The organism is Streptomyces sp. NBC_01197 (assembly GCF_036010505.1).
In the GTDB taxonomy this organism is placed as follows: Bacteria; Actinomycetota; Actinomycetes; order Streptomycetales; family Streptomycetaceae; genus Streptomyces.
Genome location: NZ_CP108569.1, coordinates 5,225,430 through 5,249,769 on the forward strand (window position 1 = coordinate 5,225,430; position 24,340 = coordinate 5,249,769).

Consider the following 24,340-nt stretch of genomic DNA (forward strand, 5'->3'; position numbering starts at 1 on the left):
CGAATCGCAGAGGCCCGAATGCGTGAAGCCTCGCCTTCACAATTTCCCCAAAAAAGCATCCGGCGAAATCCATGCGAACTTCCCGGATCACACCCGATCGAATCAATCCCCCCAGAATAAAACCGGCACCCCCTGGAGCAGGTTCTTCGTGATTTCGACCGCCATTCGACTGGCGCGCGTAGGCAGCCGGTCCGAGCTGATCGCCGCAGCCTTCATGGGGCTCAGCTACCCGTGCGTGATGATCGCAGCGCTGATCCCCAATATCTGGATGTTCGCAGCGGCCACCTTCGTGACCTATGTGTCCGACTGGTTCCTGCACCAGCGCCGCAGCTACCTCATCAACCGGCTGGCCAAGGTCCGCGCCGGCCTGTCGATCCGCTTCCTGCTGCGCGAACTGCTGCTTATTCTGCTGCTCGCCCGCCTTCAGCTCGCCGAGCAGCGGGTCTACTACGCCGCCGTCGCCTGCTTCCTGCTCTTCTACGGTCTCCAGGCCGCCCACGGCACTCTGACCACCCTCATCCGGCTGCGCCGCGTCATGCCGGTGGTCACCCGCAACATCGACCTCGGCAGCATCCCGATTCCCGGGCCCCCGCCGCGCCGGCTGCTGAACCGCGCCGCCGAGAAGATGCTCCACCTGGACGCCTTCGCGATGGTCGGCCTCCTGATCGCGGCCAAGACCGGCACCGACGACTACGGCTACTTCGGCATCTTCATCACGCTGGGCCTCGCCGTCCTGTACATCGCCGGACTCGTCCCGTACATCCTCAAGGGCCGCCGCGTCCCCTCCGCCGCCACGGTGCTCGCCGGGCTCGACGACTGGCTGCGTGAGTACCGGCCGACCGTCGTCCTCTACTTCTCGGGCTCCAGGGACTCCGCCTACCAGGTGAACATGTGGCTGGAGACGATGGCCCAGACCGAGGGGCGCCCGCTGATCATCCTGCGTGAGCGCGCCATCCTGGCGCAGCTCGGCTCGACCACGGTGCCCGTGGTGTGTGTGCCGGGCGGTGTGCACCTGATGAACATGGACCTCTCCACCGTGCGCGTCGCGCTGTACGCGGCGAACGTCGGCAAGAACATCCACATGCTCCGCATCCCGACCATCAAGCACGTCTTCATCGGGCACGGCGACAGCGACAAGCTCGCCAGCGTCAACCCGTACAGCAAGGCGTACGACGAGGTGTGGACAGCGGGCCGGGCCGGCCGCGACCGTTACGCGCTGGCCGACGTCGGCGTGCGCGACGAGGACATCGTCGAGGTGGGCCGTCCCCAGCTGGCCCCCATCGAGAGCTGGACCGGTACCCCGAAGCAGCAGATTCCGACCGTGCTGTACGCCCCCACCTGGGAGGGCTGGGACGACAACCCGGGCAACACCTCGCTGCTGCTGGCCGGGGAGAACATCGTCAGGCGGCTGCTCGGCGCCGAGAAGCCGGTCCGGGTGCTCTACAAGCCGCACCCCTTCACCGGCACCCGCAGCGCGAAGGCCAAGGCGGCGCACCTGCGGATCACGGCGATGGTCGAGAAGGCCGCTGCCGACCGAGCTGCCGAGCCCCGCTGGGCCGAGCAGGCCGCGGCAGGTGCGGCCGACCGGGCCGCCGCGCAGGCCGAGCTGACCCGTATCGAGGCCAGGCTGGACGAACTGGCCGAAGGCGGCCCGGTCGACGCGGACGCCGAGGAGTCCGAGGTGCCCGAGGTGTCCGAGGAGCCGGGGGCCTCGCCGGCCGACCCGGCGCGCGAGGACGAGACCGCCACCCTGCGCTCCGAGTGGAACCGCGCCTACTGGCGGACCTTCGGCTACTGGGAGCACCGCGTCATCACCGGCGGCCAGCCGCATCTGTACGACTGCTTCAACGAGTCGGACGGAATGGTCTCGGACATCTCCAGCGTCGTCTCGGACTTCATCGCGAGCGGCAAGCCCTACGCCGTCACCGACTCGGCCGAACTGGGCGTCGAGGAGTTCAAGCGGCAGAACACCGCCGTACGTGCTGCCGTGATCCTCTCCAACAAGGCCAAGGAGATCGACCAGCTGCTCGCGGCGATCAGCGAGTCCTCGGCCGACCCGCTGGCCGACGGCCGCCGGGAGCTGAAGGAGTACCTGCTCGGCCCCGACGAGCCCACCTCGATGGAGCAGTTCAACGCCGCGGTGAGGGCGCTCACGGCCAAGGCCGACGCCCGCAACGTGGCCGTCGCGCAGCGCATGGGCGCCGCCGAACCGGAGGGCGCCCCCGGCCTGAACGACTCGGACGCCACCCCCGTCGACTCGGCGGTCGGCGACTGAGAGCAGGGTGGTCCGATCCCTTCGTACGGCCGTCCGCGCACCTCGCGCGGACGGCCGTACCGCATTTGTACTTACAGGTTCGCGACACGACAATGGATAAAATCCGACAGGACGGATCAAGCCAGCCCGACTGCTCGTAAGGGACCCACAACGTGAAGGCTCTCGTCCTTTCCGGCGGTGCGGGCACACGCCTGCGCCCCATCACACACACCTCCGCGAAACAACTCGTGCCGGTGGCGAACAAGCCCGTGCTGTTCTACGGGCTCGAAGCCATCGCCGACGCGGGCATCACCGATGTCGGCATCGTCGTGGGTGACACCGCGGAGGAGATCCGTGAGGCCGTCGGGGACGGATCCCGCTTCGGTATCGAGGTCACCTACATCCCGCAGGAGGCACCGCGCGGCCTGGCCCACGCCGTGCTCATCTCCCGCGACTTCCTCGGCGACGACGACTTCGTCATGTACCTCGGTGACAACTTCATCGTCGGAGGCATTACGGGCCTGGTCGACGGTTTCCGCGCCGCCCGCCCCGACGCCCAGATCCTGCTCACCAAGGTCCCCGACCCGACGGCGTTCGGCGTGGCCGAGCTCGACCGTGAGGGCCGCGTCGTCGCGCTGGAGGAGAAGCCGGAGGTCCCCAAGAGTGATCTCGCGCTCGTCGGCGTCTACCTCTTCACCCCGGCCGTGCATGAGGCCGTCCGCTCCATCGGGCCGTCCCGGCGCGGCGAGCTGGAGATCACGCACGCCATCCAGTGGCTGATCGACCAGCAGCGGGACGTGCACTCCACGACGATCTCCGGCTACTGGAAGGACACCGGCAACGTCACCGACATGCTGGAGGTCAACCGCGCGGTCCTGGAGACCGTCGAGCCCTGCGAGGACGGCACGGTCGGCGAGGACTGCGAGATCATCGGACGGGTCAGGATCGAGAAGGGCGCCCAGGTCATCCGCAGCCGTATCGTGGGCCCCGCGATCATCGGCGAGTCCACGGTCATCAGCGACGCGTACGTCGGTCCGTACACCTCGGTCTCCGAGGGGTGCCGGATCGAGGACAGCGAGATCGAGTACTCCATCGTCCTGCGTGACTCCTCGATCACCGGGGTCCGCAGGGTCGCGGCCTCGCTGATCGGCCGGGGCGTCGAGGTGACGCCATCGCCCCGCAGCCCAGCAGCCCACCGACTTGTCCTCGGCGACCACAGCAAGGTGCAGATCTCTTCATGACGAACAGGATTCTGGTGACCGGCGGCGCCGGCTTCATCGGCTCGCACTACGTCCGCACGGTCCTCGGCCCCGAGGGCCCGGGCGAGATAGCGGTCACCGTGCTCGACAAGCTCACCTACGCGGGCAACCCGGCCAACCTCGACGAGGTCAGGGACCACCCCGGGTTCTCCTTCATACAGGGGGACATCTGCGATCCCGCGCTGGTCGCCAAGGTGATGGCGGAGCACGACCAGGTGGTGCACTTCGCCGCCGAGTCCCATGTCGACCGTTCCATCGACGGCGGCGCCGAATTCGTGCGGACCAATGTGCTCGGCACCCACACCCTGATCGACGCGGCACACCGGGCGGGCATCGACACGTTCGTGCACATCTCGACCGACGAGGTGTACGGCTCGATCGACGAGGGCTCCTGGCCCGAGACCCACCCGCTGGAACCCAACTCGCCGTACTCGTCGGCCAAGGCGTCCAGCGATCTGATCGCGCTCTCCTACCACCGCACCCACGGCCTGGACGTGCGGGTGACCCGTTGCTCCAACAACTACGGGCACCACCACTTCCCGGAGAAGGTCATCCCGCTCTTCATCACCAACCTGCTGGACGGCAAGTCCGTCCCGCTGTACGGCGACGGGGCCAACGTCCGCGACTGGCTGCACATCGACGACCATGTGCGGGGCATCGAACTGGTCCGTACGAAGGGCCGCGCGGGCGAGGTGTACAACATCGGCGGCGGCACCGAGCTCTCCAACAAGGAGCTCACCGGACTGCTGCTCAAGGCCTGCGGGGCCGACTGGGACACCAGCGTCGAGTACGTCGCTGACCGCAAGGGCCATGACCGGCGGTACTCGGTGGACTGCGCCAAGATCCGTACGGAGCTGGGGTACGAGCCGCGCAAGGAGTTCGCGGACGGGCTCGCGGAGACCGTGCGGTGGTACCGCGACAACCGTGCCTGGTGGGAGCCGCTGAAGGAGCGCGCGGCGCTCGCCTGACGGGGGCGGAGGCCGCGTCCGGCCGCCGCCTCGGGTAGCGTCGGCCGCGACGCGACGGACGCGACGTACGCACGGAACAGGTGAGACATGAGCGGCAGTTGGCTGGTCACGGGGGCGGGCGGAATGCTCGCCCGGGACCTCCTCGCAAGGCTGGCGGACGACGGCACCCCGGCGGCAGGCCTGGACCGTGCGGCGCTCGACATCACCGACCCGGAGGCCGTCCGCGGCGCGCTGGCGGCGCACCGCCCGGCGGTCGTCGTCAACTGCGCGGCCTGGACGGCGGTCGACGACGCCGAGTCCAAGGAGGACCAGGCGCTCGCCGTCAACGGCACCGGCCCCCGGGTCCTGGCGGAGGCGTGCCGGGAGACCGGCGCCGTGCTGCTCCAGATCTCCACGGACTACGTGTTCGCCGGTGATGGCGCCCTGCCGTACGCCGAGGACGCCCCGGTGGCCCCGCGCAGCGCGTACGGCCGCACCAAGCTGGCCGGGGAGGAGGCGGTGCTGAGCGTGCTGCCCGAGCGCGGGTATGTGGTGCGCACGGCCTGGCTGTACGGGGCGGGCGGCGGCAACTTCGTCCGGACGATGATCCGGCTGGAGGGCGTCAAGGACACCCTGGACGTGGTGGACGACCAGCGCGGCCAGCCCACCTGGACCGCGGATCTGGCGGATCTGCTGGTGCGTCTCGGCGCGGGCGCCATCGCCGGTACCGCGCCCGCGGGCGTCTACCACGGCACCAGCGGCGGTGCGACGAGCTGGTTCGGGCTCACCCGGGAGATCTTCCGGCTGCTGGACGCCGACCCCGCGCGGGTGCTGCCCACGACCAGCGAGGCCTTCGTGCGGCCCGCGCCGCGCCCCGCGTACAGCGTGCTCGGGCACGACCGCTGGGCGGCGGCGGGCATCGAACCGCTCCGCGACTGGCGGCTCGCACTGGCCGACGCGTTCCCCGCGCTGGTGGCCGCCGAGCGCTCCTGATCCGCCCGGTCCGCCGGATCGGCCCGGTCCGGGCGGGTCTGCCGGTGCGGGGAGAGCGGGGGCGGCGTGCGGTGATTCCGTAAATGTTCTGCCGTCTTTCGGGGTGAGCCGGTAAGCGGACGTTTACATCAGCACCGACGCTTTCACGGTCCGGCATTCATGATGTAGCTTCGCCGGGGATCGGACCAGTCGTTATTTTCGACGAAGGGCGCTCCCCCCGTGAACCGTCATGAATTCCTGCGCGGCATGCATCGCATATACCGTCCCCGCACCTATCTGGAGATCGGCGTCAATGACGGGCGCAGTCTGGCGCTTTCCCGGGTGCCTTCCATCGCCGTCGACCCCGCATTCAAGGTCGTGACCTCGATCAGCTGTGACGTACACCTGGTCAAGCAGACGAGCGACGACTTCTTCGCCCGCAAGGACCCGCTGCTGCACCTGCGGCCCGGGCGCAACCCCTTCCGGGCCCTCGCCCGCCGGGACCCGCTGGGCCTCCTGGGCGGCGACCCCCGCCTGGAGCTGTCGTTCATCGACGGTATGCACCTCTTCGAGTTCGCCCTGCGCGACTTCATGAACGTCGAGAGGCACGCCCGCTGGAACAGCGTGATCGTCCTGGACGACATGCTGCCGCGCAACGTCGACGAGGCGGCCCGCGACCGGCACACGGGGGCTTGGACGGGTGATGTCTACAAGGTCGCCGAAGTGCTGCGGCGGTTCCGCCCCGACCTGCTGGTGGTCGAGGTGGACACCAAGCCGACCGGAGTGGTCGCCGTCTTCGGCGCCGATCCGTCGAGCACCGTGCTGAAGGAGAACTACGACGCCATCCTCGCGGAGTACATCACCGAGGATCCGCAGGACGTCCCGGAGGAGGTGCTGAGCCGCAAGCGCGCGGTGGCCCCTGAGGTGCTGCTCGGCGCGGGCTTCTGGCCCGGTCTCATCCGTACCCGCAACCTCAACCGCCCGCGCTCGGCCTTCGCCGGTCTGCGCAGGCAGATCGAGAGCGTCACCGGCTGACCACGCAGGTGCCCGAACGGCGAGCGCCGCGCCCCGGCCGGGGCGCGGCGCTCGCCGTTCCGCGCGCGGGGTGCCGGGCCTCAGCCGCGCAGCTTCGCCGCGTACGCCACGCAGTCCGCGTACGAGGGCAGCAGCCCCTGGGCCTCGGCCTCGGCCAGCGTCGGAGCCGCCGCGTCCTTGTCGGAGAGCAGCGGGGTGACGTCCGCCGGCCAGTCGATGGCCAGGTCCGGGTCGAGCGGGTGGATGCCGTGCTCGCGCTGGGGGGCGTACCCGGTGGAGCAGAGGTAGACCACGGTGGCGTCGTCCGTCAGCGCCAGCAGGGCGTGGCCGAGCCCTTCGGAGAGGTAGACGGAGCGGTGGTCCACGTCGTCGAGCCGTACGGCCTCCCACTTCCGGTACGTGGGTGAGCCGACCCGGATGTCCACGACGACGTCGAGAATGGCGCCGCGTACGCACTTGACGTACTTTGCCTGGCTCGGCGGCACGTCGGCGAAGTGGATTCCGCGCAGCGTGCCCCTGCTGGACACCGAGCAGTTGGCCTGGGCGAGCCGCAGGCTGTGGCCGACCGCTTCGGACAGATCGGGCTCCTTGAACCACTCGTGGAAGCTGCCGCGGCTGTCCGGGAAGATCTTCGGCTCATGGACCCAGGCTCCCTCGATGGCGAGCTGCCGCATCAGATCACGTCCTTCTCTGCATTTTCCGCTGCCGGGACATCAGGAATATGTGGGGATCTCCACAGTGACCGGACGGTGGGAAAATTCCCGCGGGCCCGCAATTCGCCGCCCGCCTCTCGCCGTCTCCCTCGGCGTGCGCTTCGTGCCGTGCCGCCTCGTGCTGTGGGAGAGCCGTCCGACGGGCGGTGAGTGTATCGGGTGCGGAGTGACCTGCTCAGGCTGCCCCCGCCGTATGGGAAATATAAAAATTCCGGGGCCGGGTTGGCTGAAACCGCCACCGGTGGGTTTGATGCGGCAGCCCCTGGTTCGAGTTCGGTGAATATCCGTACTGCCGGTGAGGCAACCAATCGCCGTAACCATCTCTCTTCCTGTGGTGATGAGCACAAGTGAGCCCGACGTGACCGTCGTCGTCGGTGCCTATGAAGCAATGCCGTACCTCGTGAAGTGTCTTGAGTCCGTGGAAGCCCAGACCCTGGGCGCGGACCGTATCGAGATCGTCGCCGTGGACGACGGATCGACGGACGGCACGGGGGAGTACCTCGAGGAGTTCGCAGCCCGGACGAGAATCAGGACCACCGTCGTACGGCAGGAGAACTCCGGAGGACCCAGCGGACCGCGCAACGTCGGTCTCGGACTCGCTCGCGGCCGTTACGTATTCTTCCTCGACGCGGACGACTACTTCGGCGAAGAGGCGCTCGAACGGATGGTCGCGATGGGCGACCGCGCCGGCACGGACGTGGTGCTCGGAAAGGTCGTCGGCGTCAACCGCGGCGCCCCCAAGTCCATGTGGAAGGAGACCGTCGAGCGCGCGGACGTCTTCGACTCGCAGATCAAGTTCACCCTGAGCGCCCAGAAGCTCTTCCGGCGCGCGCTGCTCGAACGCCTCGGGCTCACCTTCGACGAGAGCCTCAAGACGGGCGAGGACGCCCTCTTCACCCTGGAGACCTATCTGCGCGGCGACGGGGTGTCCGTCATCTCCGACTACACCTGCTACTACCTGGTGGGGCGCGACGACGGCAAACACGTGACGAAGAGCGGCAGTTACCTGCTGCGGTTCGACTCGGCGCGGGCCCTGATGGAGCTGATCGCTCAGTACGTACCGCCGGGCCCGCGGCGCGACATGCTCATGGTGCGCCCCTTCGTGGTCACCCTGCTCCCGCAGTTCGCCGCCGGCTTCCTCAAGCAGTCCGCCGCCGTCCAGCAGAAGCGGATGGAACTCGCGGCGCCGCTGATGGCCGCGTACTGGAACCCGGGCGTGGCCAGGAGACTCAAGCCGGCCGAGAGACTGCGGCTGCACTGCGTCGCGCTCGGCAGGGCCGACCTCCTCACCGGCGTGCTCACCCAGCTCAAGGAGAGCGAGGAGCCCACGCGCGTCGGCCGGGGCCTCACCGGTACGTACTACCTCGCTCTGCCGTATTTCAGGGACCCATCGGCCGGAATCCCCGACCATATCTACGCCATGTCCTGCCGCCCGGTCTGGCGCCGGCTGCCCGCGGCCGGGCGCAGCCGGCTGCGCAGGCTCCGCAAGTGGGCCGCTGCCAACCCTGTCCAGCGCGTGGAATCCCCGCGCACCGGCGAACAGGGCTGACGTAGATTCGGCCGTGTGACAGAGGCAAGGCAACTCGTAACGGAAGCCCGCAGGATCGTCGTGAAGGTCGGGTCCTCCTCCCTCACGACCGCGGCCGGCGGCCTCGACGCGGACCGGGTGGACGCCCTCGTCGACGTACTCGCCAAGGTCAGGAGTGGCGGCGAGAAGGAGATCGTGCTCGTCTCCAGCGGCGCCATCGCCGCCGGACTCGCCCCGCTCGGCCTGGTCCGCCGCCCCAAGGACCTGGCCAGGCAGCAGGCCGCCGCCAGCGTCGGCCAGGGGCTGCTGGTCGCCCGGTACACCGCGTCCTTCGCCCGCTACGGCGTCCGGGTCGGCCAGGTGCTGCTGACCTCCGACGACACCAGCCGCCGGGCCCACTACCGCAACGCCTACCGCACCCTGGACCAGCTCCTCGCCATGGGCGCCCTGCCGGTCGTCAACGAGAACGACACGGTGGCCACGGACGAGATCCGCTTCGGTGACAACGACCGGCTGGCCGCTCTCGTGGCCCATCTCGTCCGGGCCGACCTGCTCGTCCTGCTCTCGGACGTCGACGGCCTGTACGACGGGGACCCGGCCAGGCCGGACACCCGCCGGATCGCCGAGGTGGCAGGTCCCGCCGACATCGCGCACGTCTCCATCGGCTCGGCCGGCAAGGCCGGCGTCGGCACCGGCGGCATGGTCACCAAGGTCGAGGCGGCCAGGATCGCCGCCGCGGCCTCCGTCCCGGTGGTGCTGACCTCGGCATCGCGCGCCGCCGACGCCCTCGCGGGCCGGGACACCGGTACGTACTTCCACCGCACCGGCCGCCGCTCGGCCGACCGGCTGCTCTGGCTCCAGCACGCGTCGACCCCACGCGGCGCGCTCACCCTGGACGACGGCGCGGTGCGGGCGGTCGTGGAGCGGAACTCCTCGCTGCTGCCCGCCGGAATCGCCGCCGTCGAGGGCGAGTTCAGCGCCGGGGACCCGGTGGAGCTGCGGGACACCGCGGGCCGCACCGTCGCCCGCGGTCTGGTGAACTTCGACGCCAAGGAGCTCCCCCAGCTACTCGGCCGCTCCACCCGGGAACTGGCCCGGGAACTCGGTCCGGCCTACGAGCGGGAAGTCGTACACAGGGACGATCTCGTGGTCATGGCCCCCTGAAACGGCTGAAACACCAGCCTTTCAGCAGGGACCTTCCGGAAAACCGTCACGCGCCGGGCGCCGGGCTGGTCAACTTTGTCCCGGGAGCCCGCTCCCGACCGCTGCCCGGCCCGTCACCGCGGGGCAGACGCCGCATCGCACACAGGAGGCCGCCGGTGAGACGAGCCCGTCCCGGGGCATCGCCCCGAGGAACCGGGGAGCGGACCCTGACGAGTGTCGGCGCGGGGGCCGCCTTCGAGGAAGGCCCGGAAGCGGACGGGGAGCACCGGCCGCAGCAGCCCCCGGAGGAAGCCGTCCTGTCCAAGCTGTGGCACATCACCCTGAGCGTCTCGGGCCGTCCCGCCCCGCTCAAGGAGGTCAGACGTGGTCTCGAACAGCTCGCGCACGACCACCCCTTCCTGCTGACCAGCCGGTACGCCGACGACCACGCGGAGATCCGCTACTGGGAGGAGGCACGGGATCTGCACGACGCCGCAGCGGTGGCCCTGCGGCTCTGGGGCGAGCACCGCTCCACGTCGCAGCTGCCGCCCTGGGAGATCGTCGGCCTGGAGGTCATCGACCGCGAGACCTACCACCTGCGGATAGCCGAGGGATACGGTCCACCGCCCGCGGCGCCCGTAGGGGTGCACCCGTACTGATCAGCCCCCGCGGGCACACCCCGGGGAGCTGCCCGAGCGGCCCGGCCGTCTCGGAGCGTGGGATCGCGGACGGACGCCCGCAGGCCGCGCATTAGTCTGCGGGCATGACCTCGCTCTCCCCGCTCTCCGACCAGTCCCCGGTCATCCAGGCCGCCTACCGGTCCCGCGCCGCCGCGGCCGGTCTCGCGCCACTGCCGCGCGCGGCCAAGGACGACGCGCTGCTGGCCATCGCCGACGCGCTCGAAGTGCGTACGTCCGAGATCGTCGAGGCCAACGCCGAGGATGTCGCGAAGGCCAGGGCCGCCGGTACCGCCGAGACGGTCATCGACCGCCTCACCCTCACCCCCGAGCGCATCCGTGCCATCGCCGGTGACGTACGGGACGTCGCGGCGCTGCCCGACCCCGTCGGCGAGGTCGTACGGGGCTCGACGCTGCCCAACGGCATCGATCTGCGCCAGGTGCGGGTGCCGCTCGGCGTTGTCGGGATCATCTACGAGGCCAGGCCCAATGTGACCGTGGACGCCGCCGCGCTCTGCCTGAAGTCGGGCAACGCGGTGCTGTTGCGCGGCTCGGCCTCCGCGTACGCCTCCAACACCGCGCTCGTGCGGGTGCTGCGCGACGCGGTCGGGGGCTCCGGGCTGCCGGCCGACGCCGTCCAGCTCGTGCCGGGGGAGTCCCGTGAGTCCGTACGGGAGCTGATGCGCGCCCGCGGCATGGTCGACGTGCTGATCCCGCGCGGTGGCGCGTCCCTGATCCGTACAGTCGTCGAGCAGTCCACCGTCCCGGTCATCGAGACCGGCACCGGCAACTGCCATGTGTACGTGGACGCGCAGGCCGACATCGACATGGCCGTCGCCATCCTCGTCAACTCCAAGGCCCAGCGGCCATCCGTCTGCAACGCGGCCGAGACGCTCCTGGTCCACCGGGACATCGCGGACGCGTTCCTGCCGAAGGCGCTCGACGCGCTCGGCGAGGCCGGCGTGACCGTGCACGGCGACGAGCGGGTGCTCGGGTACGCCGCGGGGACGGAGGCGACCGTCGTCGAGGCGACCGCGGACGACTGGGAGGCCGAGTACCTCTCGTACGACATCGCGGCCGCCGTCGTCGACTCGCTGGACGCGGCCGTCGCGCACATCAGACTGTGGACTTCCGGCCACACCGAGGCGATCGTCACCACCTCGCAGGCCGCGGCCCGCCGTTTCACCCAGCTGGTCGATTCCACGACGGTGGCTGTCAACGCGTCCACCCGGTTCACCGACGGCGGTCAGTTCGGATTCGGCGCCGAGATCGGTATCTCCACACAGAAGCTGCACGCCCGGGGGCCGATGGGACTGCCCGAGCTGACCTCTACCAAGTACATCGTGACAGGGGACGGTCACATTCGGTGACCCACTGACCGGTCGACTTCGCACTCTCCCTGCCCAAAACCACCCGCCGGGTCTACTCTGATTCCGTGCCGGACGACGTGGGGGGCAGGCCGTTCCAGGACGGCTGGGAGCCTGACGACGACCGCGGAGGAGCGGACGAGGACTTCGCCTCCGTGGTCTTCGGCGAGGACTTCGTCAGGGCCGCCACCATCCACGAACCGACCGCGGTCGAGCGGCTGCTGGCCGCCGCCGAGGCGCGCGCCGAGGCCGAGGCCGCCAGGGCGCGGGCGGGCGGCCCCGGAGGCGAGGACTTCGACGAGTACGACGAGTTCCTCGGCGAGAACGCCGCGGACCACGGCCTGCTGTACGGGCCGGGCGGCGCCGGGGAGTACGGCACGGGGCCCGACGACGGCACAGACGGCCCCTACGGCCCGCACGGCGGCGCGCTGCGCCCGTACCGCGGCCGGGCGCGCTGGCACCGGCCGGTGGCCTGGTTGCTGGCCCTCGTCATGGGGATCGGCATGGTGGCCCTGGCCTTCGCCGCGGTCTACCGGGGAGCGTCGGCCAGTCGGCAGGACCAGGTGCCCGCGCCGGTGACGACCGGGGTCGGCGCTGTGCAGGGCGGCGTGGGCGTCACCCGGCCGTCCCCGTCGTCATCGGTTCCGGCGGGCCACTCGGCGGGCCGCTCGCTCGACCATTCGGCCCCGCCCGCCGCCGCGCTTCCGCGCACGCCCTGACCGCGGCGCCCGCGGCCCGGACCCGCCTCCGGCCACGGCTGCCGCGCCGCCACGCGCGGGCGGTGTCCCAGCCGGCTCGGAAGATGTCCCGTACCGGGGCGTTTACGCAGCCTCGCCGCGACCTACTCTCAAAGTATGGCGGGGCGCGATGAGCCACCCGAGGGGACACCCGAGGGCCTGCCCAGCGGTGGCGAGGACGAGTACCGGTCCGTCGTCTTCGACGAATCGTTCATCAGGGCTGCGCGGCTCCAGGAGTTCTCCGCGCAGGAGCGGATGGGCCGGCACGCCCGGGCCGTCCGCAGCCGCTCAGGATGGCCCGGCAGAGGCCTCGTACGCCTGCTCGTCGCACTGGCGCTGCTGGTGCTGGCCTTCGGTACCGCGGTCTTCATGGGCGTCCACCACCCGTACCGGGCGCCACAGGTCACCCGCGCCGAACCGTTACGCACCACGGTGATCCCGCTGGCGCCGCGAGGCGCCGTGCCGGGCGGGACACCCGCCTGGCTCTTCGCGCACAGCCCGGCCGCCCAGTTCCGTACCGGCGCCTCCGGGGTGAACCCGCCCGGGGCCCGGAGTACCGCGCACTTCGCGTACAGCGAGGTACTGGCGGCGCTGAAGATCGCCAGGGAGTACGTCGTCGCGTCCTCGCTGGAACCCACCGTGCTGATGGGCGGCTCCGCGGAGGGGGTCAGGGACCTGGTCGCCCCGGAGCAGTATCCGCAGTTCGACCGGAGCCTGGCCGCGCCATCGGCGGACGGCAGCCACGCGGCGACCGGCTGGCTGGTGCGCTTCGACCCCGCGCAGGTGGCGCTGGCCGGCTCCGATGTGCGGGTGTCGGGCGTGCTGCGGTACGCGGAGGCCGCAGACCGGACGCTGGAGGTGACCGCAGACCACACCTTCGTCTACGCGCTCAGGCCGGCCGCCCCCCGGGGCGGGAAGGCCGGACCCGCGACGACCGGACCCGCGAAGGCGGACGGTGCCTCGCTCTTCACCGTCCGCCGCGAGGTCCACTTCCGCTTCGGCGCCGAGGATCTGCGGCTGCACCAGGCGCAGGTGACCGTCGCCGATGTGCAGGCCGGGCCGCAGAGCTGCACGGCCGACGCGGCGAACCGGCTGCGCCCGCTGCTCGCGGGGCAGCACGCGGCCGACGGCGGCCCGGCCGGCACCGATCCGTACGCCACCGGGCAGCAGGCCACCGCACTGTGCGGGACGCTCACCGCCAAGGCCCTGGGTTCGGATTAGGCCGGACTTCGCGGGCCACCGGGCATGATCCGGACGGGCTGCCCCGGGTCCGGACGCTGCAATCAGTCCGCAAGCGGTCCTTCGGTACCACGGGCAGGGCCGTCGCCGGCGCTGCCGTCCGCGCCCTGCCCGCCCTTCCCGGCTCCGCCCCCGGCACCGCCCGCTCCGCCGCCGGTGAACTTCCCGCGCAGCTTCCCGCCCAGGTCGCCGGCGCCGCCCGCGATGTCGCCCACCAGCTTCATCAGCGGGTCCTTGCTGGTACGTACCGTGTCGGCGTAGTGCGACGCGGACTCGCGGAAGGACTCGCCCACCGACGCGTCCTTGTCCTCGTCGCGCCGGGGGTAGTGCCCGTCCATGATCCGCTGGAAGTCCCGGCTCTCCGCCCACTTCTTCAGCTCGGCGGCGCGCACGGTGGTGAACGGGTGGCTGCGCGGCAGCACGTTCATGATCTTGAGCACCGAGTCGCGCAGGTCGCCGCCGGCCTCGTACTCCTCGGCCTGCTCCAGGAACGCGTCGACGTTCATCTCGTGAAGATGGTTGCCCCCGGCGATCTTCATCAGGCCGCGCATCGACGCCCGGAGGTCCTGGCCCACGAGGAGCCCCGCCCGGTCCGCGGACAGCTCCGACTTGCGGAACCACTCGCGCAGCCCCGTCACCAGCGCCATGATCGCCACATTGCCCAGCGGGATCCAGGCGACCTTCAGCGCGATGCTCGTGAGGAAGAGCAGGATCGTGCGGTACACCGCGTGGCCGGAGAGCGCGTGCCCTGCCTCATGGCCGACGACCGCGCGCATCTCCTCCTCGTCGAGGAGCTCGACAAGACCCGTGGTGACCACGATGATCGGCTCCTCCAGACCGATGCACATGGCGTTGGGCCGGGGATTCTGCGTGACGTACATGGCGGGGACCTTCTCCAGGTCCAGGATGTAACAGGCGTCGCGCAGTATGACGTTGAGGTGCGCGAACTGGGCGTCGCTCACCCGCACCGAGTCGGAGAGGAAGAGGAGGCGCAGGCTCCGCTCGGGCAGCAGTCCGCTGAGTGCCTTGAGGACGGTGTCGAAACCGGTGAGCTTGCGCAGCGCCACCAGGGCCGACCGGTCCGCCGGATGCTCGTACGCCCGTGAGGAGATGCCCTCGAAGCGCCTGCGCTTCCTGCCCGGCACGTTCTCGTGACTGTTCCCGTGACCGCTCTCGTGACCGCTGTCTGTCATGAATGTCCCCCTGCCTTCCGTCTTCGAGCTCTGCTCGTCCCCCTGGCGCGCCCCAGCGTATGCGGTGGGGCTACCGTGTGGCGGGGGTCCTACACGAGAAGGAGCGCACCCGTCATGCCGGACGCGACCACACTGCTCGCCGCTGCCACGAACCAGCAGGGGCCGGGCGACACCTTGCGGGTCCTGCTCGTCGTCCTGCTTGTCGGGGCTGTCCTGCTCGCCTGGTTTCTCCTGCGCGGATATCGCGACAACGACTGAGTCGGCGTGAGCGTGCCCAGCGGGCCCGCATACGATGTCGGCGAAGTCCCCGCTCCGACTCCCGGATAGGTCCTGCTGACCATGAGCCTCCACAGCACCACTGCCGGCCTCGCCACTCTCGCCTCCGAGAGCGGCCACGGCGGTAACCACGAAAGCCTCAGCCCGTACCTCACCGGTGGCGGTGCGCTCTTCGCGCTCCTGCTGCTGCTGTGGATCACCACCCGCTTCAACCGCGACCGCTGACCCGGGGCGCGGGCGGGTAGGTGGCGGCCCAGTAGGGTCTGCACGCATGGGAGAGCAGAAGAGGCGTCTCGGCGTGATGGGCGGGACATTCGACCCGATCCACCACGGGCACCTGGTGGCCGCCAGTGAGGTGGCTGCTCAGTTCCAGCTGGACGAGGTCGTGTTCGTACCGACCGGGCAGCCATGGCAGAAGAGTCACAGGGCCGTCTCACCGGCCGAGGACCGCTACCTGATGACTGTCATCGCGACCGCGTCCAACCCGCAGTTCTCGGTCAGCCGCATCGACATCGACCGCGGCGGGCCGACGTACACCATCGACACCCTGCGGGACCTGCGCGACCTCAACGTCGACGCGGATCTCTTCTTCATCACCGGTGCCGACGCTCTCTCCCAGATCCTCACCTGGCGGAACGCCGAAGAGCTGTTCGCGCTCTCCCACTTCATCGGCGTGACCAGGCCGGGCCATGTCCTGACGGACGACGGCCTGCCCGAGGGCGGTGTCTCCCTGGTGGAGGTGCCCGCCCTGGCGATCTCGTCGACCGACTGCCGCGCCCGGGTCGGGCAGGGCGACCCGGTCTGGTATCTGGTTCCGGACGGTGTGGTGCGCTACATCGACAAGCGCCAGCTGTACCGCGGCGAATGAGCCGCGGAGAGGGGCACCGTTGAACGACCGACAGAACCCGTACGTCCAGTACGACCAGTACGGGCAGCCGATGCAGCTCGTCGGGTACGACGAGTACGGGCAGCCGGTGTACCAGCAGGTGCAGCCGCAGCAGGATCAGCAGCAACACCAGCCCCAGCAGCCCCAGCACCCTGAGCAGCAGTACGACCCGTACGGCCGGCAGTACCAGCAGGCCCCGGGGTACGGATACGACCCGTACGCGCAGCAGCCCCCGCCCGCGCCGTATCAGGGTCAGGGCCAGGGCCAGGGTTACGACTACGACACCGGGCAGACCGGGCAGCAGCCCGCGGTGGACACCGCCCAGCAGTGGATCCCGCAGCAGAGCCAGGCACCGCAGGCCCAGCCCTCCCGGAGCCAGGCGCCGCGGCAGTCCGAGCAGCCGCAGCCGGCCGTTCCCGGTCAGCGCCGTCCCGCACCGGGCGACGGTGAGTACAAGACCGAGCAGTTCTCCTTCATCGAGGAGCCCGACGAGGACTCCGAAGACGTCATCGACTGGCTGAAGTTCACCGAGAGCCGCACCGAGCGGCGCGAGGAGGCCAGGCGCCGGGGACGTACCCGCGTCGTGTCACTGGTCGTGGTGCTGGCGCTCGTCGTCGTGGGCGGTGTCGGCTATCTCTGGTACGCGGGCAAGCTGCCCGGGGTCTCCGGATCGGGCGGCGGCAGCGCCACGGCCTCCGGGGCGCAGCAGCGCAACGCGATCGTGGTGCATCTGCACAACACGAAGAGCGGCGGCACATCGACCGCGCTGCTCGTCGACAACGTCACCACCGGCAAGGGCACCACGCTCCTGCTGCCCAACTCCCTTGCCGTGTCGAACGATGACGGCACGACGACCACGCTCGGCAAGTCCGTGGACGACGACGGCTCGGACGGCACCAGGGACGCGCTGGACACCCTCCTCGGGGCCAAGATCGGCGGCACCTGGCGGCTCGACACCCCGTATCTGGAGAACCTGGTCGAGATGGTCGGCAATATCGACGTCGACACCGACATCGACGTACCGGACACCAAAAAGGGCGCCGAGCCGCTGGTGCACCGGGGCAAGGACCAGACGCTCAGCGGTCAGATGGCCGTCGCGTACTCCACCTACCGCGCGCCCGGCGAGCCCGAGGCGAAGCAGCTGGACCGCTTCGGGCAGGTCATGCAGGGCGTCCTGAAGAAGATCTCGGACGATCCGCAGGCCGCGACGGCCACCGTGAAGAACCTGGCGCAGATCCTGGACCCGTCCATGACCGACAAGGACCTGGGCGCGTCCCTGGCCAAACTCGCCGCACACGCCAAGAAGGGCGACTACAGCACGGAGCTGCTCCCCGTGCGGAGCGACGGCACGGTCAGTCCGCAGACGAGCGCAAGTGTGGTCAAGGACGTCCTCGGCGGTTCGGTGAAGGTGTCCGACCAGGGCGGGGCCGTGAGCGTGGGGATCAGCAACGCCAGCGGCCGGCCGGCCGCGACGGAGAGCGCCAGGATCGCCCTTGTCAACGGCGGCTACTCGGTCGCGGTCGGCGGAACCGCGAGCGCCACCGCGTCGTCGCAGGTCAGCTATGGTGACCCGGCCCAGAAGGCCAAGGCGGACGAAGTGGCGAAGACGCTTGGCCTGCCGGCCGGATCGGTCCACAAGGGCAAGGCCGCCGCGAACGCGGACGTCACCGTGGTGCTGGGACAGGACTACAAGGTCACCTGAGGTCTGAGGCCGCAAAAGAGACTGTCAGCCGGTGGGCGTTCATAGGAATTGCGGGACCGTCGGCGGTCCGTGAGACCCTTGGGTACTCCACGACCGCCGACGAAAGCCTGCCAGTGACCGCCACGGACCGTTCCATCGAGCTCATCAACGCCGCCGCTCAGGCGGCCGCCGACCGGCTCGCGCATGACATCACCGCGTACGACGTCAGCGATGTGCTGTCGATCACCGACGCCTTCCTGCTCGCTTCGGCGCCCAACGACCGTCAGGTCAAGTCGATCGTCGACGAGATCGAGGAGCGGCTGAACAAGCAGCTCGGCGCCAAGCCGGTGCGCCGGGAGGGCGACCGCGACGCCCGCTGGATCCTCCTCGACTACGTCGACATCGTCGTCCACGTCCAGCACAGCGAGGAGCGCGTCTACTACGCGCTGGAGCGCCTCTGGAAGGACTGCCCCGAGATCGACCTGCCCGAGGACGCGGTCAAGACCCGCGGGAAGGGCGAGGAGCACGCCAGGCTCAATGGCATCGAGGGCTACGACGGCCCCGACGCCGGAACGGACGCCGACCTGGACGGTGAGCTGCACTGAACGGCACCAAGGGCGGCCGTGGCCGCCGCATCGTTCTCTGGCGGCACGGCCAGACCGCCTGGAACGTGGAGCGCCGCTTCCAGGGCTCCACGGACATCGAGCTGACCGAGACCGGTGTCGGCCAGGCGCGCCGGGCCGCCCGGCTGCTGGCCTCGATGAAGCCCGACGCGATCGTGGCATCCGACCTCAGCCGGGCGGCGACCACCGCCCGTGAGCTCGGGTCCGTGACCGGTCAGGACGTCACGTACGACGCCGCCCTGCGCGAGACGTACGCGGGCAGCTGGCAGGGGCTCACGCACGACGAGATCATGGCCCGCTTCGGCGAGCAGTACGCGGCGTGGAAGCGCGGCGAGCCCGTGCGGCGGGGCGGCGGCGAACTGGAGTCCGAGGTCGCGGACCGGGCCGCCCCGGTGGTCCTCGGCCATGCCGACGCGCTGCCCGACGACGGGACGCTCGTCGTCGTCAGCCACGGCGGCACCATCCGCACCACCATCGGCCGGCTCCTCGGTCTGGAGTCGCGCCACTGGGAGAGCCTGGGCGGGCTCTCCAACTGCTGCTGGTCGGTGCTGGGCGAGGGCGCCCGCGGCTGGCGGCTGCTGGAGCACAACGCCGGGACCCTCCCCGAGCCGGTCCTCGGCGACGACGACTGAGCACCTCGCGCGGGGCGTCCGGACGGATTTCACTTTCCGGCTGGTCGCAGGCTAAAGTTCTTCTTGTTCGCGCCGCAGGACGCAGAGAACGCAGCGAGCGAAGCGAACAGCGGGGCTATAGCTCAGTTGGTAGAGCGCCTGCATGGCATGCAGGAGGTCAGGAGTTCAATTCTCCTTAGCTCCACAGTCGGAAGCTCCGGATTCGGAGCAAGGAGAAATCCCGTCCCCAGCAGGGGGCGGGATTTTTCGTCCGCCCGCCTGGCCCCGTTTGTCCGTCCGCCCGACGTCGCTGCCCCTCTTGCGGGGCCATGGCAGAATCGGAGCGCCGGAGGGACACCGGCCCTGAGGGAGGGGGAGAGCGCGATGCCCGCGAGCATGCTCGATCGTGTTCACGCCCTGGCCGACGGGGCGAAGGCCCGCACTCGCCTCCACTGCGGGGACCCGCTCAACTGCCCCTCGCCTTCCGTCCGTCCGGCCCGTCCCGACTGCCCGCCCCGCGGCCACAGCTGGAGCTGACTGATGGGTGCACACAGGAGGAAATGCGACTGGTGCGGCAGTGGTACGCCCATCGTCAGGGACATGGATCCGGTCAACGCCGACTACCAGTACTGGTGCGAGGAGTGCGCGCGGGCGCTGATCATAAAAGGCGACCCGATCGAGACCTACCGTGAGCTGGAGGGGGAGCCGATCTACGGCCGGCTCCTGGAGGAGCACTGCACGCTCAAGCGGTTCTACTCCTTCGCCACCGCCTGACCGCGGAACGGATTTGGCGGAGCAACGGGGTACCGGTAATGTTGGCGGAGCCGAGGGGGTGACCCCGCAGCACGGCGGACAGTACGGGGCTATAGCTCAGTTGGTAGAGCGCCTGCATGGCATGCAGGAGGTCAGGAGTTCAATTCTCCTTAGCTCCACAGTGAGACCTCATACGAGGTCGGCAGAAGCGGGTCATCCGGATCGGATGGCCCGCTTCCGTGTGTGCGTACGGCAAACTCAGACGCTCGCCCCGCTCCGCGCAGCCAGGTGTCCGCGCGGGCCGTACGGTGCCTGCGGTACCCTGACGCCATGCGTGCCGTACGCCTCCTGCTTAGTGAGCCGCGCTGATCAGTCCCGACCGATGAAGTGTCCCCGGTCGGCATCAGCGCGGCGTCCCCTCCTGTGCGAGGGGCTTTTTCGTTTGGTGCCACAGGCACCACAGCCATGAGGATCGCGGGCAGAGACGACCGATGGAGCTTTGAGGATCATGACCGAGACGAATTCTTCCCCCGCTGCCGCAAGCGCGGGAGGGCCCTCATCCGAGGTGGCCGCGGCGCACCGCTACACGGCTGCCATGGCCGCCGACATCGAGGCACGCTGGCAGGACTTCTGGGACGCCGACGGCACGTACGACGCACCGAACCCCACGGGCGACCTGGCGGGCGACCCGGCCATGGCGGCCAGGCCCAAGAAGTTCATCATGGACATGTTCCCGTACCCCTCGGGCACCGGCCTGCACGTCGGCCACCCGTTGGGCTATATCGCCACGGACGTCTACGCCAGGCATCAGCGCATGACCGGCCACAACGTCCTGCACACCCTGGGCTTCGACGCCTTCGGGCTGCCGGCCGAGCAGTTCGCCGTACAGACCGGCACCCATCCGCGGGCCTCCACCGAGGCCAACATGGAGAACATGAAGGCCCAGCTGCGCAGGCTGGGACTGGGCCACGACAAGCGCAGGTCGTTCGCGACGATCGACCCCGAGTATTACAAGTGGACCCAGTGGATCTTCCTGCAGATCTTCAACTCCTGGTACGACCAGGACGCGCAGAAGGCCCGCCCGATCGCCGAACTGGCCGCCCAGTTCGAGAGCGGTGAGCGCCCGGTCCCCGACGGCCGTGCGTGGAGCGCGCTGGACGCGGTGGCCCGCGCCGACCTGCTGAGCGAGTACCGGCTGGCGTACGCGTCGGACGCCCCGGTCAACTGGTGCCCCGGCCTGGGCACCGTCCTGGCGAACGAGGAAGTGACCGCCGACGGCCGCTCCGAGCGCGGCAACTTCCCCGTCTTCAAGGCGAAGCTGCGCCAGTGGAACATGCGCATCACCGCTTACGCGGACCGGCTGCTGTCCGACCTGGACGCGCTGGACTGGCCCGAAGCGATCAAGCTGCAGCAGCGGAACTGGATCGGCCGCTCCGAGGGCGCCCGGGTGGACTTCGCGGTCGGCGGCGAGTCCCGTCCGATCACGGTCTTCACCACCCGCCAGGACACCCTGTTCGGCGCGACGTACATGGTGCTGGCGCCCGAGCACGAGCTGATCTCCGGCGAGAAGCCGATCATCCCGGACGCCTGGCCCGAGGGCACACATGACGTCTGGACCGGCGGGCACGCGACCCCGGCCGAGGCCGTCGCCGCGTACCGCGCCTTCGCCGCGTCCAAGTCCGACGTCGAGCGGCAGGCCGACGCCAAGGAGAAGACCGGCGTCTTCACCGGCGTGTACGCGGTCAATCCGGTCAGCGGCGACCAGGTCCCGGTCTTCATCGCCGACTACGTGCTGATGGGGTACGGCACCGGCGCGATCATGGCCGTCCCGGCGCACGACAGCCGTGACTTCGCCTTCGCGCGCGCCTTCGAGCTGCCGATGCGCTGCGTCGTGGAACCGTCCGACGACCGCGGCACCGACCCCTCCACCTGGGACGACGCCTTCGCCTCGTACGACGCGAAGCTGGTCAACTCCACCCACGACGGCATCTCCCTGGACGGCCTGGGCGTCGCCGAAGCCAAGGAGCGGATCACCGAGTGGCTGGCCGCGCGCGGCGCAGGCGAGGGCACGGTCAACTTCCGGCTGCGCGACTGGCTGTTCAGCCGCCAGCGCTACTGGGGCGAGCCGTTCCCGATCGTCTACGACGAGGACGGCATCGCGCACCCGCTGCCCGAGTCGATGCTGCCGCTGGAACTGCCCGAGGTGGACGACTACTCGCCGCGCACCTTCGGGGCGGATGACGCGGACACCTCGCCCGAGACCCCGCTGTCCCGCAACGAGGACTGGGTCAATGTCGAGCTGGACCTGGGGCTGGGCGACGGTGTCAGGAAGTACCGCCGCGAGACCAACACCATGCCGAACTGGGCCGGTTCCTGCTGGTACGAGCTGCGCTACCTGGACCCGCACAACAGCGAGAAGCTGGTCGACCCGGCCATCGAGCAGTACTGGATGGGCCCGCGCGAGGGCCAGCCGCACGGTGGAGTCGACCTGTACGTCGGCGGCGCCGAGCACGCCGTACTGCATCTGCTGTACGCGCGGTTCTGGTCCAAGGTGCTGTTCGACCTGGGGCACATCTCGTCGGTCGAGCCGTTCCACAAGCTGTACAACCAGGGCATGATCCAGGCGTTCGTCTACCGCGACAGCCGCGGGATCGCGGTGCCCGCCGCCGAGGTCGAGGAGCGGGACGGCGCGTTCTGGTTCGAGGGCGAGAAGGTCAGCCGCGTCCTGGGCAAGATGGGCAAGTCCCTGAAGAACGCGGTCACTCCGGACGAGATCTGCGCGGAGTACGGCGCGGACACCCTGCGCCTGTACGAGATGGCCATGGGCCCGCTGGACGTCTCCCGGCCGTGGGACACCCGTGCGGTGGTCGGCCAGTACCGGCTGCTGCAGCGGCTGTGGCGCAACGTCGTGGACGAGGAGACCGGCGAGGCCGCTGTCACCGACGCCGAGCCCGGTGAGGAGACGCTGCGCGCGCTGCACAAGGCGATCGACGGCGTCGGCCACGACATGGCGGGGCTGCGGTTCAACACCGCCATCGCCAAGGTCACCGAGCTGAACAACTACCTGACCAAGGCGGGCGGCCCGGTGCCGCGCACGGTGGCCGAGCAGCTGGTTCTGCTGGTCGCGCCGCTGGCGCCGCACATCGCCGAGGAGCTGTGGCGCAGGCTGGGGCACACCGAGTGCGTGGTGCACCAGGACTTCCCGGTGGCGGACCCGGCGTTTGTCGTGGACGAGACCGTGACGTGCGTCGTCCAGGTCAAGGGAAAGGTCAAGGCACGGCTGGAGATCTCCCCGTCGATCTCGGACGAGGACCTGGAGAAGTTGGCGCTGACGGACCCGGGTGTGGTCGCGGCGCTGGGCGGTGCCGGGATCCGCAAGGTGATCGTGCGGGCGCCGAAGCTGGTGAACATCGTTCCGGCCTGATCGGGGTTGATTGGACCTGATCGAAGTTGATCGGGACCGATCGGGACGGGAAATCCCTGGGGTTTCCCCTACGGGCAGGTTGGGGGTTCTGATGGAACCCTCGGCCTGCCCTTTCCGTTTACCGTGGAGGTACCGAGTCCGACAACCGAGGGACGCTCCATGGAAGCCGTGATCCTGATCCTGGTGCTGCTTTTCCTCGTCTTCCTCGGCGTGGGGGCGTACGCGGCGGTCAAGGTGGTGGGAGCCGCGAGGCGGAGCGTGGACCGGACGATCTCGCAGGCCCGGCGGTCCGTCGAGGACACCGCGCTGCGCGCGAAGAGTTACGGACAGCCGGGCGCCGCCGGCGAGCTGGCGCAGCTGAGGCTCTCGCTGCGCACGTCGATGCGGGCCACTCAGGACGCCCTGCACGCGGGCGTGGCCGAGGACGAGTCGTTGCGCGAGACGCTGGGTCTCTTCGAGCGGCTCAGCGCGCACGGCCTGGAGCTGGACGCGGAGCTGCGGCGGCTGGAGCGGGAGCCGGACAAGACCGGGCTCGGGCAGCGGCTGCCGGCTCTCCGGGAGCGTACGGAGCAGATCACGCACTCGGCGGACGCGCTGCGCTGGGCGGCCCGGGACCGGGCGCGGAAGTTCGCCGACGACGATCTGATCGCGCTGAACGAGCAGATCGATGTGGAGGCGGGGGCGCTGCGGCACTGGACGACACCGGCGGCCGACGGGCATCCGCAGGGGCGGTCGCAGAGGCGGTCGGAGGCGGCGGGTTCCGGTTCGTCGGCGGATGAGGGAGCCGGCGACGCCGACGGGAGTGACGCCGGACCCCGGGCCGGATCTCAGGCAGGGCCCGACGCGATCACCGGCAGGGACCCGAACCGGCAGCAGCGTTATCCATGGCAGAAGGCCGCGCGCCCGGAGAGCACCACCTGAGTGTCCGTCGAATCGACCTCGGGCACGGGACCGGGCGCAGGCACAGGTGCGGGGGCGGGCGGGAGCCTGGCCGGTTCCGCCGGTACGCCCGGTTCCGCTGA

The 24,340-nt window shown here is 70.1% G+C and carries 22 protein-coding genes and 2 tRNA genes; 22 read left to right on the forward strand and 2 right to left on the reverse strand.

The features are described 5' to 3' along the window. Window positions 1-148 precede the first annotated feature (148 nt). The 5 genes from OG452_RS23880 to OG452_RS23900 all read left to right on the forward strand — a co-directional run bounded on the left by OG452_RS23880 (window position 149) and on the right by OG452_RS23900 (window position 6,467). On the forward strand, window positions 149-2,275 hold the full coding sequence (locus OG452_RS23880; RefSeq protein WP_327297625.1) for a hypothetical protein: 2,127 nt from the start codon (window positions 149-151) through the stop codon (window positions 2,273-2,275). A 152-nt stretch (window positions 2,276-2,427) separates the two neighbouring features. After that, the gene (locus tag OG452_RS23885) at window positions 2,428-3,495 is read left to right on the forward strand and encodes a glucose-1-phosphate thymidylyltransferase (RefSeq protein ID WP_327297626.1); all 1,068 of its coding nucleotides are present in this window, start codon (window positions 2,428-2,430) and stop codon (window positions 3,493-3,495) included. Next, the gene (rfbB, locus tag OG452_RS23890) at window positions 3,492-4,481 is read left to right on the forward strand and encodes a dTDP-glucose 4,6-dehydratase (RefSeq protein WP_327297627.1); all 990 of its coding nucleotides are present in this window, start codon (window positions 3,492-3,494) and stop codon (window positions 4,479-4,481) included. The genes OG452_RS23885 and rfbB overlap by 4 nt, the downstream gene beginning before the upstream one ends. Window positions 4,482-4,568: 87 nt before the next feature. Then, window positions 4,569-5,453, forward strand: coding sequence for a dTDP-4-dehydrorhamnose reductase (rfbD, locus tag OG452_RS23895; RefSeq protein WP_327297628.1), 885 nt, complete (start codon window positions 4,569-4,571; stop codon window positions 5,451-5,453). Window positions 5,454-5,699: 246 nt separating this feature from the next. Further along, a complete protein-coding gene (locus OG452_RS23900; protein WP_327297629.1) occupies window positions 5,700-6,467 on the forward strand; it encodes a class I SAM-dependent methyltransferase in 768 nt (255 codons plus the stop codon). Window positions 6,468-6,547: 80 nt separating this feature from the next. On the opposite strand, the gene rfbC is transcribed toward OG452_RS23900, so the two are convergent. Further along, window positions 6,548-7,141 (reverse strand): dTDP-4-dehydrorhamnose 3,5-epimerase, encoded by a 594-nt coding sequence (gene rfbC / locus OG452_RS23905; RefSeq protein WP_327297630.1) that lies wholly within the window; start codon window positions 7,139-7,141, stop codon window positions 6,548-6,550. 376 nt (window positions 7,142-7,517) lie between these two features. On the opposite strand from rfbC, the gene OG452_RS23910 reads away from it, so the two are divergent. The 6 genes from OG452_RS23910 (at window position 7,518) to OG452_RS23935 (ending at window position 13,853) form a co-directional block, all read left to right on the forward strand. Further along, on the forward strand, window positions 7,518-8,729 hold the full coding sequence (locus tag OG452_RS23910) for a glycosyltransferase family 2 protein (protein WP_327297631.1): 1,212 nt from the start codon (window positions 7,518-7,520) through the stop codon (window positions 8,727-8,729). Window positions 8,730-8,744: 15 nt separating this feature from the next. Further along, window positions 8,745-9,872, forward strand: a complete 1,128-nt coding sequence (gene proB, locus OG452_RS23915) for a glutamate 5-kinase (RefSeq protein ID WP_327297632.1) — start codon at window positions 8,745-8,747, stop codon at window positions 9,870-9,872. A 155-nt stretch (window positions 9,873-10,027) separates the two neighbouring features. Continuing rightward, window positions 10,028-10,510, forward strand: a complete 483-nt coding sequence (locus OG452_RS23920) for a hypothetical protein (protein ID WP_327297633.1) — start codon at window positions 10,028-10,030, stop codon at window positions 10,508-10,510. Between the two features lie 104 nt (window positions 10,511-10,614). Further along, window positions 10,615-11,898, forward strand: a complete 1,284-nt coding sequence (locus OG452_RS23925; protein WP_327297634.1) for a glutamate-5-semialdehyde dehydrogenase — start codon at window positions 10,615-10,617, stop codon at window positions 11,896-11,898. Between the two features lie 65 nt (window positions 11,899-11,963). Next, a complete protein-coding gene (locus tag OG452_RS23930; RefSeq protein WP_327297635.1) occupies window positions 11,964-12,614 on the forward strand; it encodes an SCO2584 family spore wall biosynthesis protein in 651 nt (216 codons plus the stop codon). 135 nt (window positions 12,615-12,749) lie between these two features. Further along, the gene (locus tag OG452_RS23935) at window positions 12,750-13,853 is read left to right on the forward strand and encodes an SCO2583 family membrane protein (protein WP_327297636.1); all 1,104 of its coding nucleotides are present in this window, start codon (window positions 12,750-12,752) and stop codon (window positions 13,851-13,853) included. 62 nt (window positions 13,854-13,915) lie between these two features. Here OG452_RS23935 and OG452_RS23940 read toward each other — a convergent pair whose 3' ends face one another. Next, window positions 13,916-15,064 (reverse strand): M48 family metallopeptidase, encoded by a 1,149-nt coding sequence (locus OG452_RS23940; RefSeq protein WP_327297637.1) that lies wholly within the window; start codon window positions 15,062-15,064, stop codon window positions 13,916-13,918. 114 nt (window positions 15,065-15,178) lie between these two features. On the opposite strand from OG452_RS23940, the gene OG452_RS23945 reads away from it, so the two are divergent. The 11 genes from OG452_RS23945 (at window position 15,179) to OG452_RS23995 (ending at window position 24,239) form a co-directional block, all read left to right on the forward strand. Next, entirely contained in the window at window positions 15,179-15,322 is a 144-nt protein-coding gene (locus OG452_RS23945) for a hypothetical protein (RefSeq protein ID WP_203600251.1), read from the forward strand. A gap of 81 nt (window positions 15,323-15,403) precedes the next feature. Continuing rightward, the gene (locus tag OG452_RS23950; RefSeq protein WP_327297638.1) at window positions 15,404-15,565 is read left to right on the forward strand and encodes a hypothetical protein; all 162 of its coding nucleotides are present in this window, start codon (window positions 15,404-15,406) and stop codon (window positions 15,563-15,565) included. Between the two features lie 46 nt (window positions 15,566-15,611). After that, window positions 15,612-16,208 carry a nicotinate-nucleotide adenylyltransferase gene (gene nadD / locus OG452_RS23955; protein WP_327297639.1) on the forward strand — a complete coding sequence of 199 codons (597 nt, stop codon included), beginning with the start codon at window positions 15,612-15,614 and terminating at the stop codon, window positions 16,206-16,208. 19 nt (window positions 16,209-16,227) lie between these two features. Continuing rightward, a complete protein-coding gene (locus OG452_RS23960; RefSeq protein WP_327297640.1) occupies window positions 16,228-17,928 on the forward strand; it encodes an LCP family protein in 1,701 nt (566 codons plus the stop codon). A gap of 113 nt (window positions 17,929-18,041) precedes the next feature. Further along, window positions 18,042-18,512 carry a ribosome silencing factor gene (gene rsfS / locus OG452_RS23965; protein WP_327297641.1) on the forward strand — a complete coding sequence of 157 codons (471 nt, stop codon included), beginning with the start codon at window positions 18,042-18,044 and terminating at the stop codon, window positions 18,510-18,512. Then, window positions 18,509-19,162, forward strand: a complete 654-nt coding sequence (locus OG452_RS23970; RefSeq protein ID WP_327299752.1) for a histidine phosphatase family protein — start codon at window positions 18,509-18,511, stop codon at window positions 19,160-19,162. Before rsfS ends, OG452_RS23970 begins: the two co-directional genes overlap by 4 nt. A gap of 111 nt (window positions 19,163-19,273) precedes the next feature. Continuing rightward, window positions 19,274-19,346 (forward strand) — tRNA-Ala (locus OG452_RS23975). 335 nt (window positions 19,347-19,681) lie between these two features. Continuing rightward, window positions 19,682-19,915, forward strand: a complete 234-nt coding sequence (locus OG452_RS23980; protein WP_018103228.1) for a hypothetical protein — start codon at window positions 19,682-19,684, stop codon at window positions 19,913-19,915. Window positions 19,916-20,000: 85 nt separating this feature from the next. Further along, a tRNA-Ala gene (locus OG452_RS23985) sits at window positions 20,001-20,073 on the forward strand. Window positions 20,074-20,402: 329 nt separating this feature from the next. Then, a complete protein-coding gene (gene leuS, locus OG452_RS23990) occupies window positions 20,403-23,318 on the forward strand; it encodes a leucine--tRNA ligase (RefSeq protein ID WP_327297642.1) in 2,916 nt (971 codons plus the stop codon). A gap of 159 nt (window positions 23,319-23,477) precedes the next feature. Then, a complete protein-coding gene (locus OG452_RS23995) occupies window positions 23,478-24,239 on the forward strand; it encodes a hypothetical protein (RefSeq protein ID WP_327297643.1) in 762 nt (253 codons plus the stop codon). Window positions 24,240-24,340 lie beyond the last annotated feature (101 nt).